Source organism: Enterococcus sp. C65, from assembly GCF_040887165.1.
In the GTDB taxonomy this organism is placed as follows: Bacteria; Bacillota; Bacilli; order Lactobacillales; family Enterococcaceae; genus Enterococcus_B; species Enterococcus_B hirae.
The window spans coordinates 61,991-81,794 of the sequence record NZ_JBFOFG010000011.1 but is presented as its reverse complement, the minus strand read 5'-3'; the positions used below and the strand labels follow the sequence as shown (position 1 = coordinate 81,794).

Here is a 19,804-nt window from a genome sequence, read left to right as displayed (position 1 = left end):
GAGGAAGGTATGAAGATTTCAACAAAAAATGCGCTAACAAATGAACAAATCAAAACAGTTATATACAAACAATTTAAACATTCTGAAGTTACGAGTATCAAACAATTTAAGGAAGGAACGCTGAATACAGTCTACCTAATAAAAGGCACCCAAGAATTACGCAACGGAGTAGTATTAAAGACTGCACCTGACGAAAGTGCTGGTTTACCTTTGTTAGAAAAAGGCGGACTTTACACAGAAGTTTATGTTTATCAGTTGCTCCAAGATCATCATGTCCCTGTACCCAAAATGTATGCATATGATTTTTCAAGAAAAGTGATTCCTTATAATTACATTCTATTAGAGTGTGTTAAAGGAAAAACTTGGTCCAACTATTTTTCTAATTACTTGCTTTTAAATAAATCAAGACCTGAATTGATGAAAAAACTCGGGAAAATAAATGCTAAATTACATGGGATTGAAGGCGAATGGTTTGGCTATATCAAAGAAGAACGTCATTATCGTTACACATCTTGGAGTGAAGCATTTACGGCTATGGTTAGCGATTTGTTAGAGGATGCGCGACAGCACGGATACAAAATTCCGTATACTGAAATCTTATCTGCTATAGAACAAAGAAAAGAGTTGCTAGATGAAATTCAAATACCTAAGCTTGTTAATTATGATATGTGGACTGGAAACATATATTTGGCACCCAAAAAAGAAAAGTTGACTATCTCAGGTATCATTGATTTTGAACGATTCTTTTTCGGAGATCCATTAGCCACATTCCCTTCATTCATGTTAGATAGATTAGAAAAAGATCCAAATTTCATCTCAGGTTACAGTAAAGTGATAAATGATCATTTTACGTTTAGTCAAGAAGATAAGATTAGGCTTGTACTCTATGACATCTATACTCATTTGGTAGAAATAGCATGCACCTATCGCTATCCGAAAATTGTAGCGGAAATATACCGATACTATCTAAATTCAAAAATTAAAACCTTTTTAAAAAAATTGAGCAAAAATGAATATGTTATCAAATAAAGAGAATTCCAACTAACAAAAAGGATTAAAATAACTTAAAAAGATAAGTCTAACCAATCTATCTTAATGAAATATTTCTTGAAACCAAAAAATTAGGATGAATATAAAGGGTGAGGAAGCTTATGAATAAAAAAATAAAATTTCGTTTTGAAAACAATCAGTCTAATGATAGTTCATATGAAAATAAACAAATAAAATGGAGTTCATTAAATAAGACCGCCAAAACTAACGGACAACTATTTTTCATAAGTGATATTGATAAGTTAGAAATGGACATAAAAAAATTTGCCTATGTGATTGATAAAAAAATTGTTGAATCTGAAGAAAATGCTTTGACTTTTCTGAGCAACAATCCTGAACGAATCCCTTGGTATATCAAGAAGTTGAAAGAACAATACGAGAATTGGAAAAGTTCATCAAAATAAGGGCTTGCGAATACTCTAAGCAATGAGAGTTTCTCTCTTGCTTGGAGTATTTTATTTTTCAGAAGAAATACGATATCTAATTACCTGTTATACCTCAATTCTTCTATTGTATTAGATAACATAGATTCATCAGTTGGCTGTTAACAAGAAAATAGACACCGATGGTTAACCTTAGCCAAGCGACTAAAAATAAAGCAATTAAAAAACTTGCAGCACATCTAAACATTTAATGAACTTTGTTTGAGTGTTTATAGACACAAAAAGAATAGGATACACTTCATATTCGATTACAACAAAAGTGTCCAGAAATCCGTTGTCTTCTGAACACCCTCTGTTTACCTTTATAAAATAAAACGAACTAAATCAATTTCCTTGCTTAGGATAGCTTACTATTTTTCTGGTACAATGTATGGAACAATCGGTACTGTTACACCAACAGAACTGCCTCTAACAAAGGGTTTGTCTTTTAGTTCTGCTAAATTCTTTGCTTGTCCTGTAATCATTACTCCTAAGACTTCTAGGTCATCTACTTTCTTATTTTCGTTTTCCTTTAGAAAATTTACCATTGCTTTATTATTCACAGAAGAAACGTGTGATTCAAATGAGCTGAAAAAATAATCTTTATCTGCTTCTGCATCAATCAGCTGATTCTTTTCATCAAAACTTAACTGAAAACCATACGTTGGCATACCGGAACGTCCTTTGCTTTCGTCTCTCTCTTCAGAAAACAAATACAACCAGACAACATTGACATTTTCCGGAAATATTTTTTTCACTTCACTATAGCGATAGGGCCGATCAAAGGAAATCGCTACTTCTGCAAGTAAATCATCCGTGCTTTTTAAATCCGCTAATTCATTTTTCACCCCACCATAATAGTTTTCAATCGTCGGATTGTAGAATGTGGCGACTTTTTGTTTGGTTTGACGATTATATTCATATGAATTTTTAAGGGAATGATACCAAGATGTCATCCGTTCATTATTGTCCACTTCGTTGCCAAAAACATTGTACTTACTATGTAAACTACTCCAGGGTACAATGTAGCCATCAATGTTTTTCGATTGGTTAGTTACGACCTCCCCGCCCAAAATTGAGCTATTAGCAATCACTTGTGAGTCAATTTGTGTATTTGGTGACGCAATTGTTTGGTAAGCAAATAACGACTGATCTAGCTCATGATAATTTTTCGTAGCGACTTTATCTAATATAAAAACCAAGATACCCGACATCGTAAGAAAAATTATGATTGAAACACAACTGACCATTATTATCTGCTTTCTTTTGGCTTTTTTGATACTCCTATTCAAATCCATCACTCATCCTCCCAGTTTGCCTTTAATTTTTTTCGTGCTCTGTATAATTGTTTTTTCACGGTTTCTACTTTTTGATTTAACATACTCGCGATGTCCTCATACGATAGTCGATAATAATACTTAAAAATCAGTAATTCTTGTTCTTGCCTTTTTAGCGAGTCGATAATCATCCATAAATTTTCTGATTCATTAGTTCCATTCGACTGCGAGTCAACATAGCGAAAAATAAGCTCTTTTTCACGCTTCTTTTTCCTGAATAGATCAATATAGTTATTGAAAGAAACTCTAAAAAACCAAGGACGTAAATTATCCTGTGTCATATAGATAAGAGAAGAAAATATAGTATCATAGGTTTTAGAAACAGCATCTTCTGCGTCTTCCAACGTACTCCCCTTTTCTATTAGCACTCTGATTACTTCTTGCCCTAATAAAAGTAATACTTCTTCAAATGTTCCCTCCTGTTTCATTTCATTTTCTCCTTTCATCTATACAACGCTTGAACATCTGAAAAAGTGGACAAGAATATTTACTTTATCTGTCATTTCATTCTTAGAAACAATGACAAGTCACATACTTCATCACAAAGAACCTCTTATTATTATATCGTACCCTACGAAGGGTTTTATATTCCTATCTAGAAATCAGATATTTTCTGCATACTTTATTCTTGATCATTCCTTAAAACAAAATACACTTAACTATTTTGACTCTATTATTTATGTGGCTGATGAAACCGAGTTGATTTTTCAGACTCAGATTTGATTTTACTCCACTCATCAGTCCTTCTTGACAAAGAGCCGATTTTTAATAACCGTGGTCAAAGCAAAACACAAAAAAGCTGAACCCTTATCCATCAAGGGTTCAGCCGTCATTTTAAGACTATTCTTCTTCTTCAGCCATGAACGTGTTGAATACTTCTTCAATCATGTCCCATTCTGCATCAGTTTCGATTTGTTCTAGTTCGCCTTCTGTGCCATCTTCATTTTCGACATAAGCATAGGCTTGTAACTCAACATCTTCATCTTCTGGTACACCAGCTGGATAAAGCAATACGTAGTTACGGCCAAATTCTTCTTGTCCATCAACTGTTAATAAGATTTCATATAATGTTTCGTTTCCTTGATCATCTACTAAGGTGATATGCTCGTGCCCTTCGTGATCGTGGTCATGTGTGTGGTTATGTTCTGTCATAAGTCTCCCTCTTTTCATTGAAATTAAAATAATTTTTTTCCTGAACCGTCTAAATAATTTTGTAAAATCATGACAGCAGCTAATTTATCAATCACTTTTTTTCTTTTAGCTCTTGATGTATTGGCTTGCTCAACTAACATTCGTTCAGCTTGAACTGTGGTTAGTCGTTCATCTTGATATTCAACTGGTAACGAGAACAATTCTTTAATTTTTTCTCCATAAGCCATTGAGCTTTCTGCTCTTGGTCCAATTGTATTATTCATATTTTTAGGTAAGCCTACGACAAATCGGTCTACTTCATATTGATCGACTAGTTCTTTCAAACGGTCAAAGCCAAACTCTTCCGCCTCTTCATCAATACGAATGATCTCTACTCCTTGAGCGGTCCAACCAAATGGATCGCTAACAGCAATACCAACTGTTTTTGAGCCCACATCTAAGCCCATTACTCTCATATACTTACCCCATGGTTTGTTAGATAATCTTTAACAATTACTTCCATGATTTCATCGCGTTCGTGACGGCGTATCAAGTTTCTTGCATCACGATAACGAGGAATGTAGGCCGGGTCTCCAGAAAGCAAGTAGCCAACAATCTGATTAATTGGATTGTAGCCTTTTTCTTCTAAAGCCCGATAAACGATCGCTAATGTCTCACTTACTTCTTTTTTACGACTATCGTCAAAACCAAAACGTACGGTTTCATCTGTAAAACCCATGATTCTACACCTCTTTCCCGCAAGGTATTCATTTACCTTCTACACTTTTATTTTACTCGAATTACCTTAAAACTACAAATAAATCTTAAAAAACTTCCAGTTAAATTAATAAACAGACTTCTCATTACTTTAACATATTTGTGATCAAATGTTCAGTTACTTGATCGTATCTTAACCAAAGTATACGCTATATTTAAATAAATATAAGCTTTTTCGATAATTCTTCAAAAAGTTCATACTTTTTTCGTATACTATCAAATGTCATTAGCTATTTTTTTCTCGCCTGTCCGGTATCATAGTTGATTTCATAACCCTCTTGAACGTTATAAATAAACACATTAAATTTTATTTTTTTATCTTCAATACTTTCTGCTTCTAATTGCACTCCTCTGGCAACTAATTCATTCCCCTTAAAATGTGGAGTGACACGATAACGAACGTGATGATTGGTTTCTTTGATATAAGCGGCAATATCATTTTCATGGACTAGCATATACGGCGCATTTAATGAACGAGTACCTGTCATCAAATTTTTGATGTTGTTGTTTTGTCCAGTCAATTGATAACCAATCAAATGGCTACGATTATAAAGCCATTGGCCATCGCTTAATTTTTTTTGTTTCCAACCAGTTGGATCAATATACAACGGCTCGCGTTTTTCTTTGGGAAAAAGGTCTTTTCCCAATAACGCATTGGCCGCACCTACACGGTTCAATCGATCAATATTTGAATAGCTTTGCCATGTTCCTTTAGCTAAGCTCAAATCTTCTTCAGTGAAATCCGGACGATTCTGATTGATCTCAATTTCTTGATGCTTCCCATCATATTCTGGTACGTCTGCTACTTTTGACGCTTGTGGGGTTGAGTCAAATAACCCAGTAATTTGTTGAACGATATCTGAATTTTTTTGTGTTGATAGTCCTAGTGCCCCTGCTAAAACAGCAACAACCACACCCATAATGGCTTTTGTTGATTTTTTCTGCATTTCTTTACTCCTTTTCTAAACAACTATTCTAAACTTTAACATACGTTCCCCTTTTTTAAAATATTTAAACTTATTTTATTCCATTTATTTCTACCTTTAATTCTCTATACTAAGTAAAAATGGATCTCTTCTTAAAAAGAATACGTCATAAAAAATCATTGATCTTAAAACAGTATGTTTTCACTTAATCAAGCAAAAAATACCTTGTGACTCAAAAACAAAAAACAGTATTGATCAAACAACATGTGATCAATACTGTTTCTCTTCATTCTTATCGTTCGTTTAAGCGGGTGACGGGAATCGAACCCGCGACATCAGCTTGGGAAGCTGGGATTTTACCACTAAACTACACCCGCATCTTACAAAAATCAGTATACGCCTCTTTCTTTTCATACTCAAGTATTTATTTATTTCTCTTTTATTTAGTCATTTGTAGTAAAATAAAAGCAACAAATGAACTATTGGAGAAAATATTATGACAGAAAAAGAGTTGGATTTATTACTTGATACTTGTTTATTAGCTGGCAAAATCATGATGGAAAGCAATGCTGAGATGTACCGAGTAGAAGACACAATGAGCCGAATCGCTCTTGCTTCTGGCAATTATCGACTGGTCAGCTATGTTACTCAAACGGGTTTGTTTATTGGTCTTGACCGTACGTCAACCATTAGAATGGAACAAATCACCAATCGCTCCATTAATCTGGAAAAAGTTGTCAATGTCAATAATCTTTCTAGAAAATATGTTGCTGGTGAGTTAACTTTGAATGATCTCTACATTGCCTTACAAGCCATTGAAAAAGATCGGTCATTTTTCCCAGTATGGCTTCAAATTTTAAGTGCTGCGGTGATTAGCGGAACGATCATGGTATTATTTGGTGGAGAAATGAGTGATCTACCAATCACTTTGATGATCGGCGGTATCGGCTATGCGATTTACTTATATAGTTTAAAATTTTTTCGGATCAAATTTTTGTCAGAGTTCTTATCTTCCTTGTTAATTGGTCTTACAGCTATTCTCAGCGTTCGTGTCGGATTAGGTGCCAATCAGGATTTGATCATCATCGGTTGTGTCATGCCCCTTGTTCCTGGAGTACAGATTACAAATGCTATTCGGGATTTACTAGCTGGACACTATGTTTCTGGAGTTTCTCGTGGTACAGAAGCCATGATGACTGCCACAATGATCGGATTTGCGATTGCCTTTATCTTCCAACTTTTTTATTGAGAAAGGAACATGATGATGTGGAATCTATTTATTCAATTTTCTTTTAGCTTTTTAGCCACAGCGGCTTTTGCAATCATCACCAACGTTCCTAGACGTGCCTTGATTTGTTGCGGGCTCTCTGGTGCCTTTGGCTGGATGATCTATTGGGTATGTGTGGACTTAGGTGGTACGCCGGCTTTTGGTTCGTTACTGGGTTCTTTAGGTGTTGCATTTATCAGTGATCTTTTTTCTAAACGATTAAAAATGCCTGTAACCATCTTTAATATCCCTGGCATGGTACCACTAGTTCCTGGAGGTCTGGCTTATCAAGCAGTGAGAAATCTAGTAACTGGCTCGTATCAGGCAGCTGCAAGTTATACAGTTCAAGCGATCATGATTGCTGGTGCTATTGCTTTAGGACTCGTTTTATCAGAGGTCTTCAACCACAATATCCGAAACTTCAAATTAAAACGAGAAGCCATTTTTTTGAAACGAAAAAAAAGAACATCTAAAAACGTTCATAAATGAAAAAGTAACGGCGAAAATAATCGTGCCATGAATAAAAAACCAAAGTACTTGAAAATAGGCAAGCTACAAGCTATTTTCAAGTACTTTGGTTTTTTATTGTCACATCAGTTATTTTTGTCACTAATAATTTTAGTCTTTGCTTTAAAATGACCGATACACATATTGATTTTTGGGCGCCTCGATTTTGGTTAGAGTATTGACCTCTACAACTGGAATGTCCCGTTTGAAGGGTTCATAGTAGTCAGATTGGATGGTGCCTTCGACTTTATACCACTCATCGTTTTTGACATTCGTTCCTTCCGGCATATGTGTCAATAGACCGAATACACCTGAGTCAGCAACGCAATGGATGATTCCAAAACGGAATAAGAAATTATCTTCTTTTTCCCCATCTGGCGTTTTATACACAAAGCCTTCATAAGAGATTTTTTTCCCAATAAATTCACTTGGGTAATTATAAATCAATTCCATGACTTCCAAGTAATTCTCATCAGTGATCTTAATAAGCTGTTTGTCATCATATTTTTCTTTTAATTTTTTCATCTGATCCAAATAGTCAGACTTGTTAAAATAAATGCTCGTATCAGGCTTTAAATATTGTGTCTGCATTTCAGGGTCTCCAACCGACTCCTTACTTATTGGAAAATTGAATCCTTTTGCTTCCACAATCGTCGTATCTAAACTGACTGTTGGAAATAAAGTACCGACAATAACAGGTAAAGCCAACAGAACATAAGCGATCACTCGTTGTGAGGGTTTGGTTAACCCGTGATCGTGATCATGATCGTGGTGATGGTGTACTTCTTCATCTCCCTGTTTTTTCCCTTTTACTGAATCACTCTTGACCCAAATATACAATTGGACCAATGCAAGTAAAGCAGATAAAATCATCGATAAAATAGCCAAATAACGATAATGAACATTGATGTACTGATCTAATTTCCCAGATACTTGTAAATACATCATTAGCTCAAAATAACCAGATAATATCAAAAATCGTATCATACTGCTCCTCCTAGATAAATAATGTAAAACCAATCACACTAACGGCTATCAAACCAATGAGCATCAAAATAAAGCGACCATTAAAATAGCGTTTCATCATCAAAAGGTTTTTGATATCCACCATTGGTCCAAATACTAAGAATGCCACCACAGGAGCTGTACCAAAAAGGCTGAGTAAGGAGGACCCGATGAACGCATCTGCTTCCGAGCATAGGGACATCGTAAAAGCTAGAAGAAGCATGATAATAATTGCTAGTAGTTTGGTTGAGCCCAGTGTCAACATGACACGAGTTGGCAAGTAAGTTTGCATACTAGCGGCAATCAGACCACCGACAATCAGATAACGACCCGTATCAAAAAATTCATCGATCGAATGTGTGAGGACATGACCTGTTTGCTGACTAAGTTGCTTGATTCTCCCAATTTTGACCTCCTCGTGTTCATTGGTACCATGGGTGTGGTCATGATGATGGGTGTGATGATGGTTATGATCGATTGTTTGTTGGATCTTCGTTTTCAATACACTTTCTTTTTGAAAATAAGCGAGCCAGATACCAATGATCAACGCTACCACAAAGCTTCCAACCATTCGCCAACCGGCCATTTCCCAAGAGTTCCCAAATGCAATAAAAGTAGAAAAAATGACGATTGGATTGATAATAGGTGCTGTTAACATAAATGCGAAAGCGGTATGCACAGGAACTCCTTTTTTGACAAACTGATGAACGATCGGTACGATCCCACATTCACAGGATGGAAAGAAAAAGCCTAAAACAGAACCAGTCAAAATGGATAAAAAGCGATTATCTGGTAACCAGCGTTTGACTCGCTCAGGTGTTAAAAAGACTTGTAGTGCCCCAGAGATGAGACAGCCTAATAGAACAAATGGTAAAGCTTCAATAACGATTGATAGAAAAATCGTACTCATCTGCAATACCGAATTTGGTATAAAAGAAAACATTTTTTCGCTCCTTACTATAAACATCATTTGCCAGAATAATATACGCTTTTCGCTAAAAAAAAACAAGGTTACTTCTATTTCTTACCTAACTCTTATCTTTTATTTGATAAAAATAAGACAAGTTAGTTGACTTTTTTTCTTATTGTGATTAAATTGGTTCACGAAATTAGGTTGAGACAAAAGTGTTTAGCATCAAGAAATAAGAAGGAATTTCCGAAAATTGACAAGAAACACAAAAACTCGTTTTTGATGTTGATTGTTACCTACTTGGTGCTTCTCAAATTTTTGGTAAATTTCGGCAAATTTTCCGAAGATGCTACTTTTGTCTCACCGTGAACAAGAGGTCGTGAAAAGAGTGTTTTGACCTGAGCGTTAAGGATGGAAATCTCGAAACAGCTCCCCATGTTTTGAGATTTTTTGACTTATCGCCGAAGGTCAGCTCTTTGAACACCGTTTATCCGTTTTTAGAGATACTAGAAGAGACTGAGACAAGTTTTGTCCCAGTCTCGCTGTTTTGATTAGGAAGGACGTTTTTTATATGAAAAAAACCACGAATCTATCAGAAGTACATCAGTCATTAGCACAAGATGAAACGGTAGTTCTTTACTTATCTATGCCAAATTGCAGCGTATGTCATGCTGTTCTTCCTCGTTTGAAGAAATTATTGGATCAGTATGATTTTCCTAGTTTTCATTTAGATGCTGTGGAAACACCTGAAGTAGCTAGCGCCTTTCAAATATTGACTGCTCCTGTTATTTTGATCTACCATAAAAATAAAGAAGTCGAACGACAAGCACGCTTTATCAATTTTGCGAAACTAGAAACGCTGCTGGATCAGTTAAATAACTCTGATGAAACGATCAGCTATGAAGAATTGTTTCAGTAATCGTTGTCTTAACCTATACTATAGCCATATGAAGACAATTAATGCGCGCTAACCTTTAGATAGGATAAAATACTTCTTAGGTTTGCTTAAGTTCCCTTCATCTTACTATGGGCGAAATTTTGGAAATTCGTTCTAGTATTTTTTTCACTATGGTTTATTTAGCTATGTAGTTGACATTACGTAAAAACACCATAGAGGTTGAACTTCATTCAATCTCCATGGTGTTTTAATATTTGAAATCTGCGGGTAACATTGCACCGCACCAATTTCATAGTACTTCTCGCACTCGCTCTAGATTTTGAGATTTCGTGTATATTGATCTGGATTTCTCACTTGCAAACTCTCAACAACTAGCTGATTACGTCGATTCAAGTGTCCTGTCACAGCAATGTTATATTTTCTTTCTTCCATCATCATCAACTTATCCGCAATCTCGACATTTGCAACAATACAATTAAGTGGCTGATGAATGGTTTCCAATGTAAACCGAACAAGCAATGGTTGCGTCTTTATCACTCTGATCTTATCAAGTAAACCTACATATGTTTTCACATTGATCACCTCGATAATCGTTAGAAAAAGTCTCAAATCAGTTAAATTTTCATTGAAAGCAAATGGTCATTACTAGGAAAGAAACGTTCTTTCCTATGCAATTCGGACATAACTTTCTTTCAAAAAATATCTTTTTCGATACAACTAGTCTAAGTCGTGAAATTGTCGATATACTTCTTGCTTTTTGAGTCCATTTTTTACAGCAACAGCTTTAATAGCTGCATTTGTTTTTTCCCCAAGAGCAATCAACTGTTCGACTTGTTCTTTCAATGATCCTTCAATTTGTGTTTGTGGCTCTTCACTTCCAGTATTTCCTTCAACCAATAAACAGCATTCTCCCTTTACAGGGTGTTCTTCAATGTAGTCTAATAACTCTTCAATACTTCCACGTAAATATTCTTCATGGATTTTTGTTAATTCTCGACACAAAACAACTTGACGGTTACCAAAAACAGTCAACATATTCGTTAAAGTTGCACTGATCCGATAAGGAGATTCGTAAAAAATCAATGTAGCTGTGTATTCTTTCAATGTTTCTAACGTTGTTTGTTGTTCTTTTTTCTTTCTTCCTAAAAAACCATAAAATAAAAATGGCTGAGGTAACAAGCCTGAAGCAATCAACGCAGTCATCCCAGCAGTTGGTCCTGGAATAGCGACTACTGGAATCCCCGCTTGGATGCAAGCAAGTACCAGCTCATGTCCTGGATCGCTAATAGAAGGCATCCCAGCATCACTTACCTGTGCAATCGAGCGACCAGACATCAACTCAGCGATCAATTGCGGAATTCGTTCCTTATAGTTGTGTTCATGTAAACTTTTTTGCGGTGTCTGAATCTCAAAATGATTCAGTAATTTTTGGGTATTTCGTGTATCCTCACTGGCAATCAAGTCTACTTCTTGTAATATCCGTACACTACGATAAGTCATATCTTCTAAATTGCCAATCGGAGTCGGTACTAAATAAAGCGAGCCAGTTTCATGATGTCCTTTAAAACTTTTTTGATTAAGCATGATTTATTCTCCTGTGTAAGAGGTCGTGAAAAGCATGGGCTGCTTCAAGAATTAAGAACGAAAAATTGAAAATAGCTTTTCATATTTTTAATTTTTTGAGCTTAATTCCGCAGAAGCAATGCTTTGAACGCCGTGTAAGAGGTCGTGAAAACATCGGGTAGCTCCGATGACAATAAGAAAGAATTTTTTGAAACAGCTTCTCATGTTTTGAAAAATTCAGGCTTATTTCAAGGAGCTGATGTTTGAACGCCGTGTAAAGGTCGTGAAAAGCACGGGCTGCTTCAAGAATTAAGAACGAAAAATTGAAAATAGCTTTTCATATTTTTAATTTTTTGAGCTTAATTCCGCAGAAGCAATGCTTTGAACGCCATATAAGAGGTCGTGAACAACACGGCCTCCTTTAAGAATTAAGGGCGAAACATTGAAAAATAGCATTTCTTATTTTTTATTTTCGGACTTAATTCCGTAGAAGTGATACTGTGAGTGCCGTTTATTGATCGCTAAAAATAAGCAATATCAGGCTTGTTTCAAATCTCTTTGTTTACCGTCCGCTTTCTCGATAGATGACTTCTAAACAAAAGGCACAAGGTTCGTCATTCTCACGTCTTGAGCCATAGAGATCATAACAAACATGAAAGCCTTCTTCATAAATCTTTTCTAAGTTCATACGAGATTTTGAAAGTTCTTGTTTCACATTATCTGCTGGTGTTTGTACTTGATTTAATTCCCGTAAATGCTCTCTTAAACGTTGATTTTCCATTTCCAACGTTGTATTTTTTTCAACGATCTCATGTAATGCTTGCTTCATTTCCACCAATTCAGTTAATGTATTTCTTAGCTCTGATTCTAATTGGTTCAAGCCATCATATAATGATCTCTTATCCATTTATCTCACCTACCTGGATGAAGTTTTTCAATTCATCCCATTCATATTCGATTGGATTTTCCCGACCTGTTAATCGAACATTTACTAGTCGATTAAGTAAGTTCAAGCCGACAACTTTCCCTTTACCATCAGGAGTGTTAACCACTGTTCCAAAATCTGGAAGTGCTTTTTTTGCTAATTCATATTCTTCATTTTCATATTGCAAGCAACACATCAAACGTCCACACAACCCAGATATCTTAGTCGGGTTTAAGGACAAATTTTGATTTTTTGCCATTTTGATTGAAACTGGGACAAAATCTCCTAAAAATGAAGCACAGCATAAAGGCCGTCCACATGGACCAATCCCACCTAGCAATTTTGCTTCATCTCGTACTCCGATTTGTTGAAGTTCAATCCTAGTGCGAAACACGGCAGCTAAGTCTTTGACTAATTCCCGAAAATCAATTCGTCCATCTGCTGTGAATGAAAAGATGAGTTTACTACGATCTAACGTATATTCTACATGAATGATCTTCATTTCTAACCCATGTTTTTTGACTTTTTCTTTCGCAATCAGCCTGGCTTGTTCTGCATCTTCTTTATTTTTTTGTTCTTTTTCGAGTTCTGCTTGTGTCGCTTTATGCAAAATTGAACTGATTTGCTCAGGCAATTCTTCCGGATCAAGTTCTGCTTTAGGAATGGCGACAGTTGCAATATGTAAGTTTTTTTGAGTTTCAACGATTACTTTCTCGTTGTATTCATACGTTAATTGACCAGGTTTAAAATAATAGATAGGACCTGCTTCTTTATAACGGACACCTACTACTTCGACCATTTCCATCCCCCTTGACCCTCATTTTTCCTGCTGTCTCAGCCAGTAATTGTTTGTAAAACAAACTGTTCCGCTACTGCTTGGAAGCTGACATTGCTTCTTAATTTCTGTTCCGCTAATAAAATACGCTCAATCGTCTGATTAATACGTGTTACTTTTCTAAGATTTTCTGCTATTAAAGCTTGTTGTAAAGCTTCTTGATAATAAAACATTAAGATCGATAAACCAGTAAATTGTTGCGATTTTTCTTTAAAAGTCTTTATTAACTTTTTTTGAACATAAATGAATGCTTGTGTATCATTTTTTTGCAAATACACAAACCACTGTTGAATCGAATCCTTAGCATCATTAAACCATTCATTTTGCGATATTTCAACTGCTTTTGTGAAACTGTTCGTCAAGAAAGTCAAAAGTTTCGCTTTTTCTAAAGGAATCTGTGCTTGTTGTAATTTATAAATCAACGCATCTTTAGCCAGCTCCTGAAAATGCAAGATTTGGCAGCGTGATTGAATCGTTGGTAGGATTCGCCCAATCGAATCCGTTTCTAAGATCGCTAGAAAATCGCCTGGTGGTTCTTCTAAAAACTTAAGCAAACTATTTGCTGCACTTGCATTCATCTTTTCTGCTTCTTGAATAAGGAAGACTTTCTTCCTAGATTCATAACCACTACGACTAAATTCGGTTTGCAAACGTCTAATTTGATCGACTTTGATCGTTTGCCCTTCTGGTACGATCGTTAAAACGTCTGGATGTTCTTGGTTTTGGATTCGTTGACAATTATTGCATACTCCACAAGGAAGTTGTTCCTGCAGATTCGTACAAAACAGGTGTTGTGCTAACCAAATCCCCATTTCGTGTTTTCCCGTTCCTTTTTCGCCTTCAAAAAGATAAGCATGAGCGAGGCGCCCATGCTCAAAACTTCGTTGAAGCTGTTGATACACGATAGGTTGCATTTGATCCAGCGTAAATTCTTGATCCATGGCGCCTCCTAAAATTGATGAAATCCTTCAACTGGTAACACAAAGACGGTTGCTCCACCGACTTCAACTTCTACTGGATAAGGAACTCCACCGTCCATAGAGATATCCAACGTGACAGGTGTTGAAACAAATTGTTTTCTTGATTCACAAGTTTTTTTGATGATTTCTAATGCTTCTTCTACACGTTCGTCTTCAATCCCAACAATAAATGTACTGTTGCCAGCTTTCAAAAAGCCACCAGTTGAAGATAATTTTGTTGCACGGATATTGGCATCAATCAATTCATTGGATAAACGATTACTGTCTTTGTCTTGAATAATTGCTAAAATAATTTTCATATACAGTCACCTTCCTAGTTTTCAAAAAATTGTGGGTATTGTTCAACAATGGCTCTGTAACTTGTTTGAAGTACCTCTTCAAAGCTCTTTCTTGCATCAATTTTATAAATACGTTCAGGATTCTCTTCAGCTATTTTTAAATACGCATGACGTACTCGTTGATGAAATTCCAATCCTTCTGAATCTAATCGATCGATTTGACCTCTTCGGTTCTCTTTAATGCGATGCAATCCAGTATCTGAATCAATATCGAGATAAAGGGTAAAGTCAGGTGTCGTACCTTCTGTAGCAAATTCATTCAAGCGGGCAATCTCAGAAACACCAATTCTACGTCCCGCCCCTTGATAAGCCAATGAGCTGTCTACAAATCGATCACATAAAACAATGCTTCCTTCTGATAAAGCAGGTAGGACTTTCTCGACCAAATGCTGTCTTCTAGCCGCAGCATATAGCAAAGCTTCTGTCCGTTCATCCATCCGATCATTTTTAGGATCAAGGATAACTGCCCGAATCTCTTCGGCAATCGGGATCCCACCTGGTTCTCTTGTTTGAATGATCTTTGTTTTTGCTACTTTTTTCAAAAGAGGGAATAACTCATTTAGAATACTGGTTTTCCCAGCTCCATCTGGTCCCTCGATCGTAATAAATAGTCCGTTCACATTTTTGCCCCCATCTCTTGCGTTACTTCTTTATTGTAGCCGAAATTCTTTTTTATAGAAAATTTATAACTCGCGTCTGCCTTCTACCGCTTTTAACAGGGTCACTTCATCAGCATATTCGATATCCGAACCAACGGATAAGCCGTGGGCCAATCGAGTGACTTTGATACCAGCCGGTTTGATCAATCGTGAAAGATACATGGCAGTAGCTTCTCCTTCAGTGGTTGCATTTGTTGCAATGATCACTTCTTTCACTTGATCATCATGTAGGCGTTCAAGTAACGAAGAAATGTTGATATCTTCAGGTCCAGTCCCTTCCATTGGAGAAAGAACCCCATGTAGAACATGATAAAGCCCACGATATTCCCGCATTTTTTCTAACGCCATCACGTCTTTTGGTTCTTCGACAACTAAGATAACCCCCCGGTCTCTTGAAGGATCTTTACAAATCTCACATGGGTCTTCTTCTGTGATGTTGCCGCAAACACTACAAAAATGAAGATCTCGTTTGACACTTAACAACGATTTAGCAAATTCATTCACGATTTCATCTTTCATATCGATCGTGTAGAAAGCTAATCTTGTGGCTGTTTTCTGACCGATCCCTGGCAGTCTCATGTAACTATCGATCAATTTAGCAATTGGTTCTGGATATTGCATTTTCATTACCCCTTTAGGAAAAATTAGAAGGGTAACCCCTTAGTGTATTTTCCCATTGTTTTTTCAGATTCTGCATCGATTTTTGTCAAAGCATCATTGACAGCCATCATCAACAGGTCTTGCAACATTTCTGTATCTTCAGGATCCACGACACCTTCACTGATTTGGATGTCTTTCATCCGACGATCACCTGTAAAAATAACTTTCACTAACTCATTGGTTGCTACACCAGTAAATTCTGTTTCGTTCAATTGTTCTTGTGCTTGAACCATCTCTTTTTGCATTTTTTGGACTTGTTTCATCATCCCTTGCATGTTTCCCATTCCGCGCATCATAATTGATCATTCTCCTTTTTTTATTTAATCATCAATGATTGTCACAACATCTGTGCCAAAGATTTCTTCGGCTTTCGTGACGATCGTTTCTTCACTTGGTGCTTGTTGAGGGATCAGTTCGATCTCTTCATCTGAATCTTCCGGAGCAAAAGAATCATCATTACTCCCGTCTTTTGCTTGGACTAAATAGTCTTTGCGGATCGTTGGCCAGCTTTCTCTCGTGATATAGACTGAATCTGGTGCATAGTCTTTGATCATTCGACTTAAATTATTATGGATCGCCAACTGTAATTCTTCGTCGTTAGCAGCTCGTTGACAAACGATCTCGTAATCAAACGCAATGACTAACCCAGTAGGACTAGCCGCAACTGGTTCACTTGCTTTAAGCATCGCTCGTTGTGTCACAGACAAACTCATCAACAAATCGTCCCAGACTTCTTTGACTTCATTCAAATGCTTTCTGGTCGCTTCTCTTAGAACCTGATACACTCGTTCAGTTGGTATCCGATACGTACTTGCTTGTTTCTTTTGAACAGGAGCTTGTGTTTGCTTGGCAGTAGTTGAAGGGGTTCCCCCATTCGTTTTGATCTCGTTGATCGCTTTTTTCAGCTCTTTGATCTCTGCTTGTAGCTGATTAATTAACTGACTGTCTACTTCACTTGCTTGGTTACTACTTGAAGGAGCAGCTGAACCAGAAGCTTGAGCTAGCTTGACGGTTGCTACTTCCAGATAGATCGTAGCACTATTAGTAAAACGAATCTCATTTTGTGTTTCACTCAAAATATGGATCATCTGAAAAAGTCGAGGTGCAGGTACTTCTTTTGCTAGTTCGACAAATGGTTCTCGAAGTGAAGTTGTTCGTTCTGCTACGAGGTTTGGTGCTTGTTGGTACATCAGTAAGTCACGACAATACTGTAAAAGATCTTCTAAAAAGCGCCGTGCTTCCTTACCAGCAGCTAAGATATCTGTTAATGATTCTAACGCTTTGGGCACTTCATTATTCACACAAGCGCCTAAAAATTCATCCATCATCTCGTTGGTTAGACTACCGGTAACTTGCATCGCATCATCCACAGTTACGATCCCATTACTAAAAGAAATCGCTTGGTCCATGATACTTAGCGCATCACGCATCCCGCCTTCTGCTGCTCGAGCAATAACCCCTAGTGCTGGTTCTTCATATTGTACGTCTGATTGCTTTAAAATGTATGCCAAATGCTCAACGATATCTGCTGCATTGATTCGTTTGAAATCAAAGCGTTGTGTTCTGGAAATGATCGTTGCTGGTATCTTATGTGGCTCGGTTGTTGCTAAAATAAAAATAACATTTTCTTTAGGTTCTTCTAAAGTTTTCAACAATGCATTGAACGCTCCGGTAGAAAGCATATGCACTTCATCTATGATATAGATTTTATAAGTTGCTTTTGTCGGTGCGTAGTTCGCTCGATCTCGAATAAAACGTATTTCTTCGACTCCGTTATTACTTGCTGCGTCGATTTCAATCACGTCTTCTTGTGTTCCCGCTGTAATCGACTGACACATTTCACAATGATTACAAGGTTCTCCATCTTGACTATTCGGACAGTTGATAGCTTTTGCAAAAATTTTAGCTGCACTCGTTTTACCAGTTCCTCGTGGTCCTGTAAATAGATAAGCATGAGAAGTTTTATGGGAAACGATAGCATTTTTCAACGTCTGTGTCACCGCTTTTTGCCCGACAATGTCTTCGAAACGCTGTGAACGCCAGACACGATAGAGTGCTTGATATGCCATGAAGATCCCCCTTTTTTGAAAAATTCACTATCTTTTATTATACGTGATTTTGCTAAAAAAAACTACTATAGTTATGAGAAGAATCATGATTTGTCGTTTGTAGTTACTTGTGTATTCCCCGATTCTTTCAAATAAATACTCACAAACAGCTTTCTCGATCTTCCTTGCTTTTTGCAACTGAAAGAAAATCAGCTAAACAGCTAATATCCATCTTCCGTCTGAGAGTTTTTCATTGCTCCTATGGTATAATAGAGTCATTCATTTAACAATCAACATTCATAAAGGGAGGAATTTTTTATGGGTCTTATCAAAGCAGCAACAAGCATGATCGGCGGTGGATTAGCAGATCAATGGATCGAAGTAATCGAACCAGCGGATATGAGCGATACAACAGTTATGACAAAAGGTGTGAAAGTACGTAAAGATGATAAACGTGGCTCCAATCGTAAAGGAACAGAGGATGTTCTAACTGACGGAACCGTTGTCCATGTCTATCCGAATATGATGATGCTCCTTGTAGATGGTGGTAAAATCATTGATTATACTGCTGAAGAAGGCTACTACACGATCAAAAATGACTCTGCTCCTTCCATGTTCAATGGTTCATTGAAAGGTGCGATCGCAGAAACTTTTGAACGTTTTAAATTCGGTGGCGTGACACCTCAAAAGCAACAAGTCTTTTATATCAATCTTCAAGAAATCAAAGGAATCAAGTTTGGTACCAGTGCGCCACTGAACTATTTTGACAATTTTTACAATGCTGAATTGTTCTTACGAGCTCATGGTACTTATTCGATCCATATTACTGATCCAATTTTGTTTTATACCAACGCTATTCCTAAAAACAAAACGCAAGTAGAAATCTCAGATATTAATGAGCAGTATCTGGCAGAATTTTTAACAGCTCTTCAAGCTGCAATCAACCAAATGTCTGCTGATGGTCAGCGCATTTCTTATGTTCCATCAAAAAGCTTAGAATTAAGTAAATACATGGGCAATGTTTTAGATGAATCTTGGAATGAATTACGTGGTATGGAAATCGTTTCTGTCGCAGTAGCAAGTATTTCTTACACAGATGATTCAGTGAAATTGATCAATATGCGTAATGAAGGTGCGATGTTGGGAGATCCAAGTGTCCGTGAAGGCTATGTTCAAGGTTCGATTGCTCGTGGGATGGAAGCAGCTGGTAAAAATGATGCCGGCGCGATGACTGGCTTTATGGGCATGGGAATGGGAATGAATGCTAATGGTTCTTACCTTTCACAAGCAGCACAAAATAACCAGGAACAAATCAAACAACAAGCTGAAAAACAAAACCAACAAACTGCTCAAGGGAGCAATGATACTTGGACATGTCCAGTCTGCGGAACTGAAAATACGGGAAAATTCTGTTCTAACTGTGGGGCAGCCAAGCCAGTTGCAAATGTCCAACCAAAGTTACAAATGAAATGTAGTGAATGTAACGAAGTGGTCGATCTTTCAAATGGTATCCCTAAGTTTTGTCCAAATTGTGGAAAACCATTCAAAGGAATCCCACTCGACTAA

Annotated in this window: 24 protein-coding genes and 1 tRNA gene; 6 read left to right on the top strand and 19 right to left on the bottom strand. The window is 36.8% G+C overall.

The features are described 5' to 3' along the window. Positions 1–9: 9 nt before the first annotated feature. Together AB3I12_RS12110 and AB3I12_RS12105 are read left to right on the top strand one after the other, a co-directional pair. Positions 10–1,029: a phosphotransferase family protein gene (locus tag AB3I12_RS12110; RefSeq protein WP_010718672.1), complete on the top strand. Its 1,020-nt coding sequence runs from the start codon at positions 10–12 to the stop codon at positions 1,027–1,029. A 122-nt stretch (positions 1,030–1,151) separates the two neighbouring features. Next, positions 1,152–1,454 (top strand): hypothetical protein, encoded by a 303-nt coding sequence (locus tag AB3I12_RS12105; RefSeq protein WP_063627442.1) that lies wholly within the window; start codon positions 1,152–1,154, stop codon positions 1,452–1,454. 389 nt (positions 1,455–1,843) lie between these two features. Here AB3I12_RS12105 and AB3I12_RS12100 read toward each other — a convergent pair whose 3' ends face one another. The 7 genes from AB3I12_RS12100 to AB3I12_RS12070 form a co-directional block, all read right to left on the bottom strand. After that, entirely contained in the window at positions 1,844–2,770 is a 927-nt protein-coding gene (locus AB3I12_RS12100) for an anti sigma factor C-terminal domain-containing protein (RefSeq protein WP_063627443.1), read from the bottom strand. Further along, positions 2,770–3,237 (bottom strand): RNA polymerase sigma factor, encoded by a 468-nt coding sequence (locus AB3I12_RS12095; RefSeq protein WP_010738038.1) that lies wholly within the window; start codon positions 3,235–3,237, stop codon positions 2,770–2,772. The genes AB3I12_RS12100 and AB3I12_RS12095 overlap by 1 nt, the downstream gene beginning before the upstream one ends. Positions 3,238–3,649: 412 nt before the next feature. Next, positions 3,650–3,961, bottom strand: coding sequence for a DUF1292 domain-containing protein (locus tag AB3I12_RS12090; RefSeq protein WP_010718676.1), 312 nt, complete (start codon positions 3,959–3,961; stop codon positions 3,650–3,652). 23 nt (positions 3,962–3,984) lie between these two features. Further along, entirely contained in the window at positions 3,985–4,416 is a 432-nt protein-coding gene (ruvX, locus tag AB3I12_RS12085) for a Holliday junction resolvase RuvX (RefSeq protein ID WP_010718677.1), read from the bottom strand. After that, a complete protein-coding gene (locus AB3I12_RS12080; protein ID WP_010718678.1) occupies positions 4,413–4,679 on the bottom strand; it encodes an IreB family regulatory phosphoprotein in 267 nt (88 codons plus the stop codon). The genes ruvX and AB3I12_RS12080 overlap by 4 nt, the downstream gene beginning before the upstream one ends. Before the next feature lie 268 nt (positions 4,680–4,947). Beyond that, positions 4,948–5,664 carry a DNA/RNA non-specific endonuclease gene (locus AB3I12_RS12075; RefSeq protein ID WP_010718679.1) on the bottom strand — a complete coding sequence of 239 codons (717 nt, stop codon included), beginning with the start codon at positions 5,662–5,664 and terminating at the stop codon, positions 4,948–4,950. Between the two features lie 285 nt (positions 5,665–5,949). After that, positions 5,950–6,020: transfer RNA gene (locus AB3I12_RS12070), tRNA-Gly, on the bottom strand. Positions 6,021–6,139: 119 nt separating this feature from the next. On the opposite strand from AB3I12_RS12070, the gene AB3I12_RS12065 reads away from it, so the two are divergent. Next, positions 6,140–6,892 carry a threonine/serine exporter family protein gene (locus AB3I12_RS12065; protein ID WP_010718680.1) on the top strand — a complete coding sequence of 251 codons (753 nt, stop codon included), beginning with the start codon at positions 6,140–6,142 and terminating at the stop codon, positions 6,890–6,892. A 15-nt stretch (positions 6,893–6,907) separates the two neighbouring features. Then, positions 6,908–7,399: a threonine/serine exporter family protein gene (locus AB3I12_RS12060; protein ID WP_063627444.1), complete on the top strand. Its 492-nt coding sequence runs from the start codon at positions 6,908–6,910 to the stop codon at positions 7,397–7,399. Between the two features lie 141 nt (positions 7,400–7,540). Here the strand turns inward: AB3I12_RS12060 and AB3I12_RS12055 are convergent, their stop codons facing one another. Next, positions 7,541–8,404, bottom strand: coding sequence for a TIGR03943 family protein (locus AB3I12_RS12055; protein ID WP_063627445.1), 864 nt, complete (start codon positions 8,402–8,404; stop codon positions 7,541–7,543). A 10-nt stretch (positions 8,405–8,414) separates the two neighbouring features. Beyond that, entirely contained in the window at positions 8,415–9,365 is a 951-nt protein-coding gene (locus AB3I12_RS12050) for a permease (RefSeq protein ID WP_063627446.1), read from the bottom strand. 538 nt (positions 9,366–9,903) lie between these two features. Here AB3I12_RS12050 and AB3I12_RS12045 point away from each other — a divergent pair. Beyond that, entirely contained in the window at positions 9,904–10,251 is a 348-nt protein-coding gene (locus AB3I12_RS12045) for a thioredoxin family protein (protein WP_002328072.1), read from the top strand. A gap of 291 nt (positions 10,252–10,542) precedes the next feature. Here the strand turns inward: AB3I12_RS12045 and AB3I12_RS12040 are convergent, their stop codons facing one another. The 10 genes from AB3I12_RS12040 to dnaX all read right to left on the bottom strand — a co-directional run bounded on the left by AB3I12_RS12040 (position 10,543) and on the right by dnaX (position 18,259). Next, positions 10,543–10,803: a hypothetical protein gene (locus AB3I12_RS12040; RefSeq protein ID WP_002328071.1), complete on the bottom strand. Its 261-nt coding sequence runs from the start codon at positions 10,801–10,803 to the stop codon at positions 10,543–10,545. A gap of 144 nt (positions 10,804–10,947) precedes the next feature. Next, positions 10,948–11,814, bottom strand: coding sequence for a 16S rRNA (cytidine(1402)-2'-O)-methyltransferase (gene rsmI / locus AB3I12_RS12035; protein ID WP_010718684.1), 867 nt, complete (start codon positions 11,812–11,814; stop codon positions 10,948–10,950). A gap of 541 nt (positions 11,815–12,355) precedes the next feature. Then, entirely contained in the window at positions 12,356–12,700 is a 345-nt protein-coding gene (locus tag AB3I12_RS12030) for a DNA replication initiation control protein YabA (protein WP_010718685.1), read from the bottom strand. Next, positions 12,693–13,517, bottom strand: a complete 825-nt coding sequence (locus AB3I12_RS12025) for a stage 0 sporulation family protein (protein ID WP_010738041.1) — start codon at positions 13,515–13,517, stop codon at positions 12,693–12,695. The genes AB3I12_RS12030 and AB3I12_RS12025 overlap by 8 nt, the downstream gene beginning before the upstream one ends. Before the next feature lie 35 nt (positions 13,518–13,552). Beyond that, entirely contained in the window at positions 13,553–14,494 is a 942-nt protein-coding gene (gene holB / locus AB3I12_RS12020; protein ID WP_010718687.1) for a DNA polymerase III subunit delta', read from the bottom strand. An 8-nt stretch (positions 14,495–14,502) separates the two neighbouring features. Further along, complete coding sequence (locus tag AB3I12_RS12015) at positions 14,503–14,832, bottom strand: cyclic-di-AMP receptor (protein ID WP_010718688.1); 330 nt, start codon at positions 14,830–14,832, stop codon at positions 14,503–14,505. A 14-nt stretch (positions 14,833–14,846) separates the two neighbouring features. Beyond that, a complete protein-coding gene (gene tmk / locus AB3I12_RS12010) occupies positions 14,847–15,491 on the bottom strand; it encodes a dTMP kinase (RefSeq protein WP_010718689.1) in 645 nt (214 codons plus the stop codon). A 63-nt stretch (positions 15,492–15,554) separates the two neighbouring features. Continuing rightward, complete coding sequence (gene recR / locus AB3I12_RS12005; protein ID WP_010718690.1) at positions 15,555–16,151, bottom strand: recombination mediator RecR; 597 nt, start codon at positions 16,149–16,151, stop codon at positions 15,555–15,557. A gap of 23 nt (positions 16,152–16,174) precedes the next feature. After that, complete coding sequence (locus tag AB3I12_RS12000) at positions 16,175–16,486, bottom strand: YbaB/EbfC family nucleoid-associated protein (RefSeq protein ID WP_010718691.1); 312 nt, start codon at positions 16,484–16,486, stop codon at positions 16,175–16,177. Between the two features lie 24 nt (positions 16,487–16,510). Beyond that, entirely contained in the window at positions 16,511–18,259 is a 1,749-nt protein-coding gene (gene dnaX, locus AB3I12_RS11995; RefSeq protein ID WP_034699015.1) for a DNA polymerase III subunit gamma/tau, read from the bottom strand. A 297-nt stretch (positions 18,260–18,556) separates the two neighbouring features. Between dnaX and AB3I12_RS11990 the strand changes: the two genes are divergently transcribed. After that, on the top strand, positions 18,557–19,804 hold the full coding sequence (locus AB3I12_RS11990; RefSeq protein ID WP_010718693.1) for an SPFH domain-containing protein: 1,248 nt from the start codon (positions 18,557–18,559) through the stop codon (positions 19,802–19,804).

Bases quoted from the DNA above. Each gene is read 5' to 3' on its own strand.
- AB3I12_RS12095 (WP_010738038.1), bottom strand. From the start codon at position 3,237: ATGAAACAGGAGGGAACATTTGAAGAAGTATTACTTTTATTAGGGCAA.
- AB3I12_RS12000 (WP_010718691.1), bottom strand. From the start codon at position 16,486: ATGATGCGCGGAATGGGAAACATGCAAGGGATGATGAAACAAGTCCAA.
- AB3I12_RS12025 (WP_010738041.1), bottom strand. From the start codon at position 13,517: ATGGTCGAAGTAGTAGGTGTCCGTTATAAAGAAGCAGGTCCTATCTAT.
- recR (WP_010718690.1), bottom strand. From the start codon at position 16,151: ATGCAATATCCAGAACCAATTGCTAAATTGATCGATAGTTACATGAGA.
- AB3I12_RS12030 (WP_010718685.1), bottom strand. From the start codon at position 12,700: ATGGATAAGAGATCATTATATGATGGCTTGAACCAATTAGAATCAGAG.
- holB (WP_010718687.1), bottom strand. From the start codon at position 14,494: ATGGATCAAGAATTTACGCTGGATCAAATGCAACCTATCGTGTATCAA.
- AB3I12_RS12055 (WP_063627445.1), bottom strand. From the start codon at position 8,404: ATGATACGATTTTTGATATTATCTGGTTATTTTGAGCTAATGATGTAT.
- AB3I12_RS12075 (WP_010718679.1), bottom strand. From the start codon at position 5,664: ATGCAGAAAAAATCAACAAAAGCCATTATGGGTGTGGTTGTTGCTGTT.
- AB3I12_RS12045 (WP_002328072.1), top strand. From the start codon at position 9,904: ATGAAAAAAACCACGAATCTATCAGAAGTACATCAGTCATTAGCACAA.
- AB3I12_RS12090 (WP_010718676.1), bottom strand. From the start codon at position 3,961: ATGACAGAACATAACCACACACATGACCACGATCACGAAGGGCACGAG.
- rsmI (WP_010718684.1), bottom strand. From the start codon at position 11,814: ATGCTTAATCAAAAAAGTTTTAAAGGACATCATGAAACTGGCTCGCTT.
- AB3I12_RS12110 (WP_010718672.1), top strand. From the start codon at position 10: ATGAAGATTTCAACAAAAAATGCGCTAACAAATGAACAAATCAAAACA.
- AB3I12_RS12050 (WP_063627446.1), bottom strand. From the start codon at position 9,365: ATGTTTTCTTTTATACCAAATTCGGTATTGCAGATGAGTACGATTTTT.
- AB3I12_RS12015 (WP_010718688.1), bottom strand. From the start codon at position 14,832: ATGAAAATTATTTTAGCAATTATTCAAGACAAAGACAGTAATCGTTTA.
- AB3I12_RS12105 (WP_063627442.1), top strand. From the start codon at position 1,152: ATGAATAAAAAAATAAAATTTCGTTTTGAAAACAATCAGTCTAATGAT.
- AB3I12_RS11990 (WP_010718693.1), top strand. From the start codon at position 18,557: ATGGGTCTTATCAAAGCAGCAACAAGCATGATCGGCGGTGGATTAGCA.
- dnaX (WP_034699015.1), bottom strand. From the start codon at position 18,259: ATGGCATATCAAGCACTCTATCGTGTCTGGCGTTCACAGCGTTTCGAA.
- AB3I12_RS12100 (WP_063627443.1), bottom strand. From the start codon at position 2,770: ATGGATTTGAATAGGAGTATCAAAAAAGCCAAAAGAAAGCAGATAATA.
- AB3I12_RS12065 (WP_010718680.1), top strand. From the start codon at position 6,140: ATGACAGAAAAAGAGTTGGATTTATTACTTGATACTTGTTTATTAGCT.
- AB3I12_RS12060 (WP_063627444.1), top strand. From the start codon at position 6,908: ATGTGGAATCTATTTATTCAATTTTCTTTTAGCTTTTTAGCCACAGCG.
- AB3I12_RS12080 (WP_010718678.1), bottom strand. From the start codon at position 4,679: ATGGGTTTTACAGATGAAACCGTACGTTTTGGTTTTGACGATAGTCGT.
- ruvX (WP_010718677.1), bottom strand. From the start codon at position 4,416: ATGAGAGTAATGGGCTTAGATGTGGGCTCAAAAACAGTTGGTATTGCT.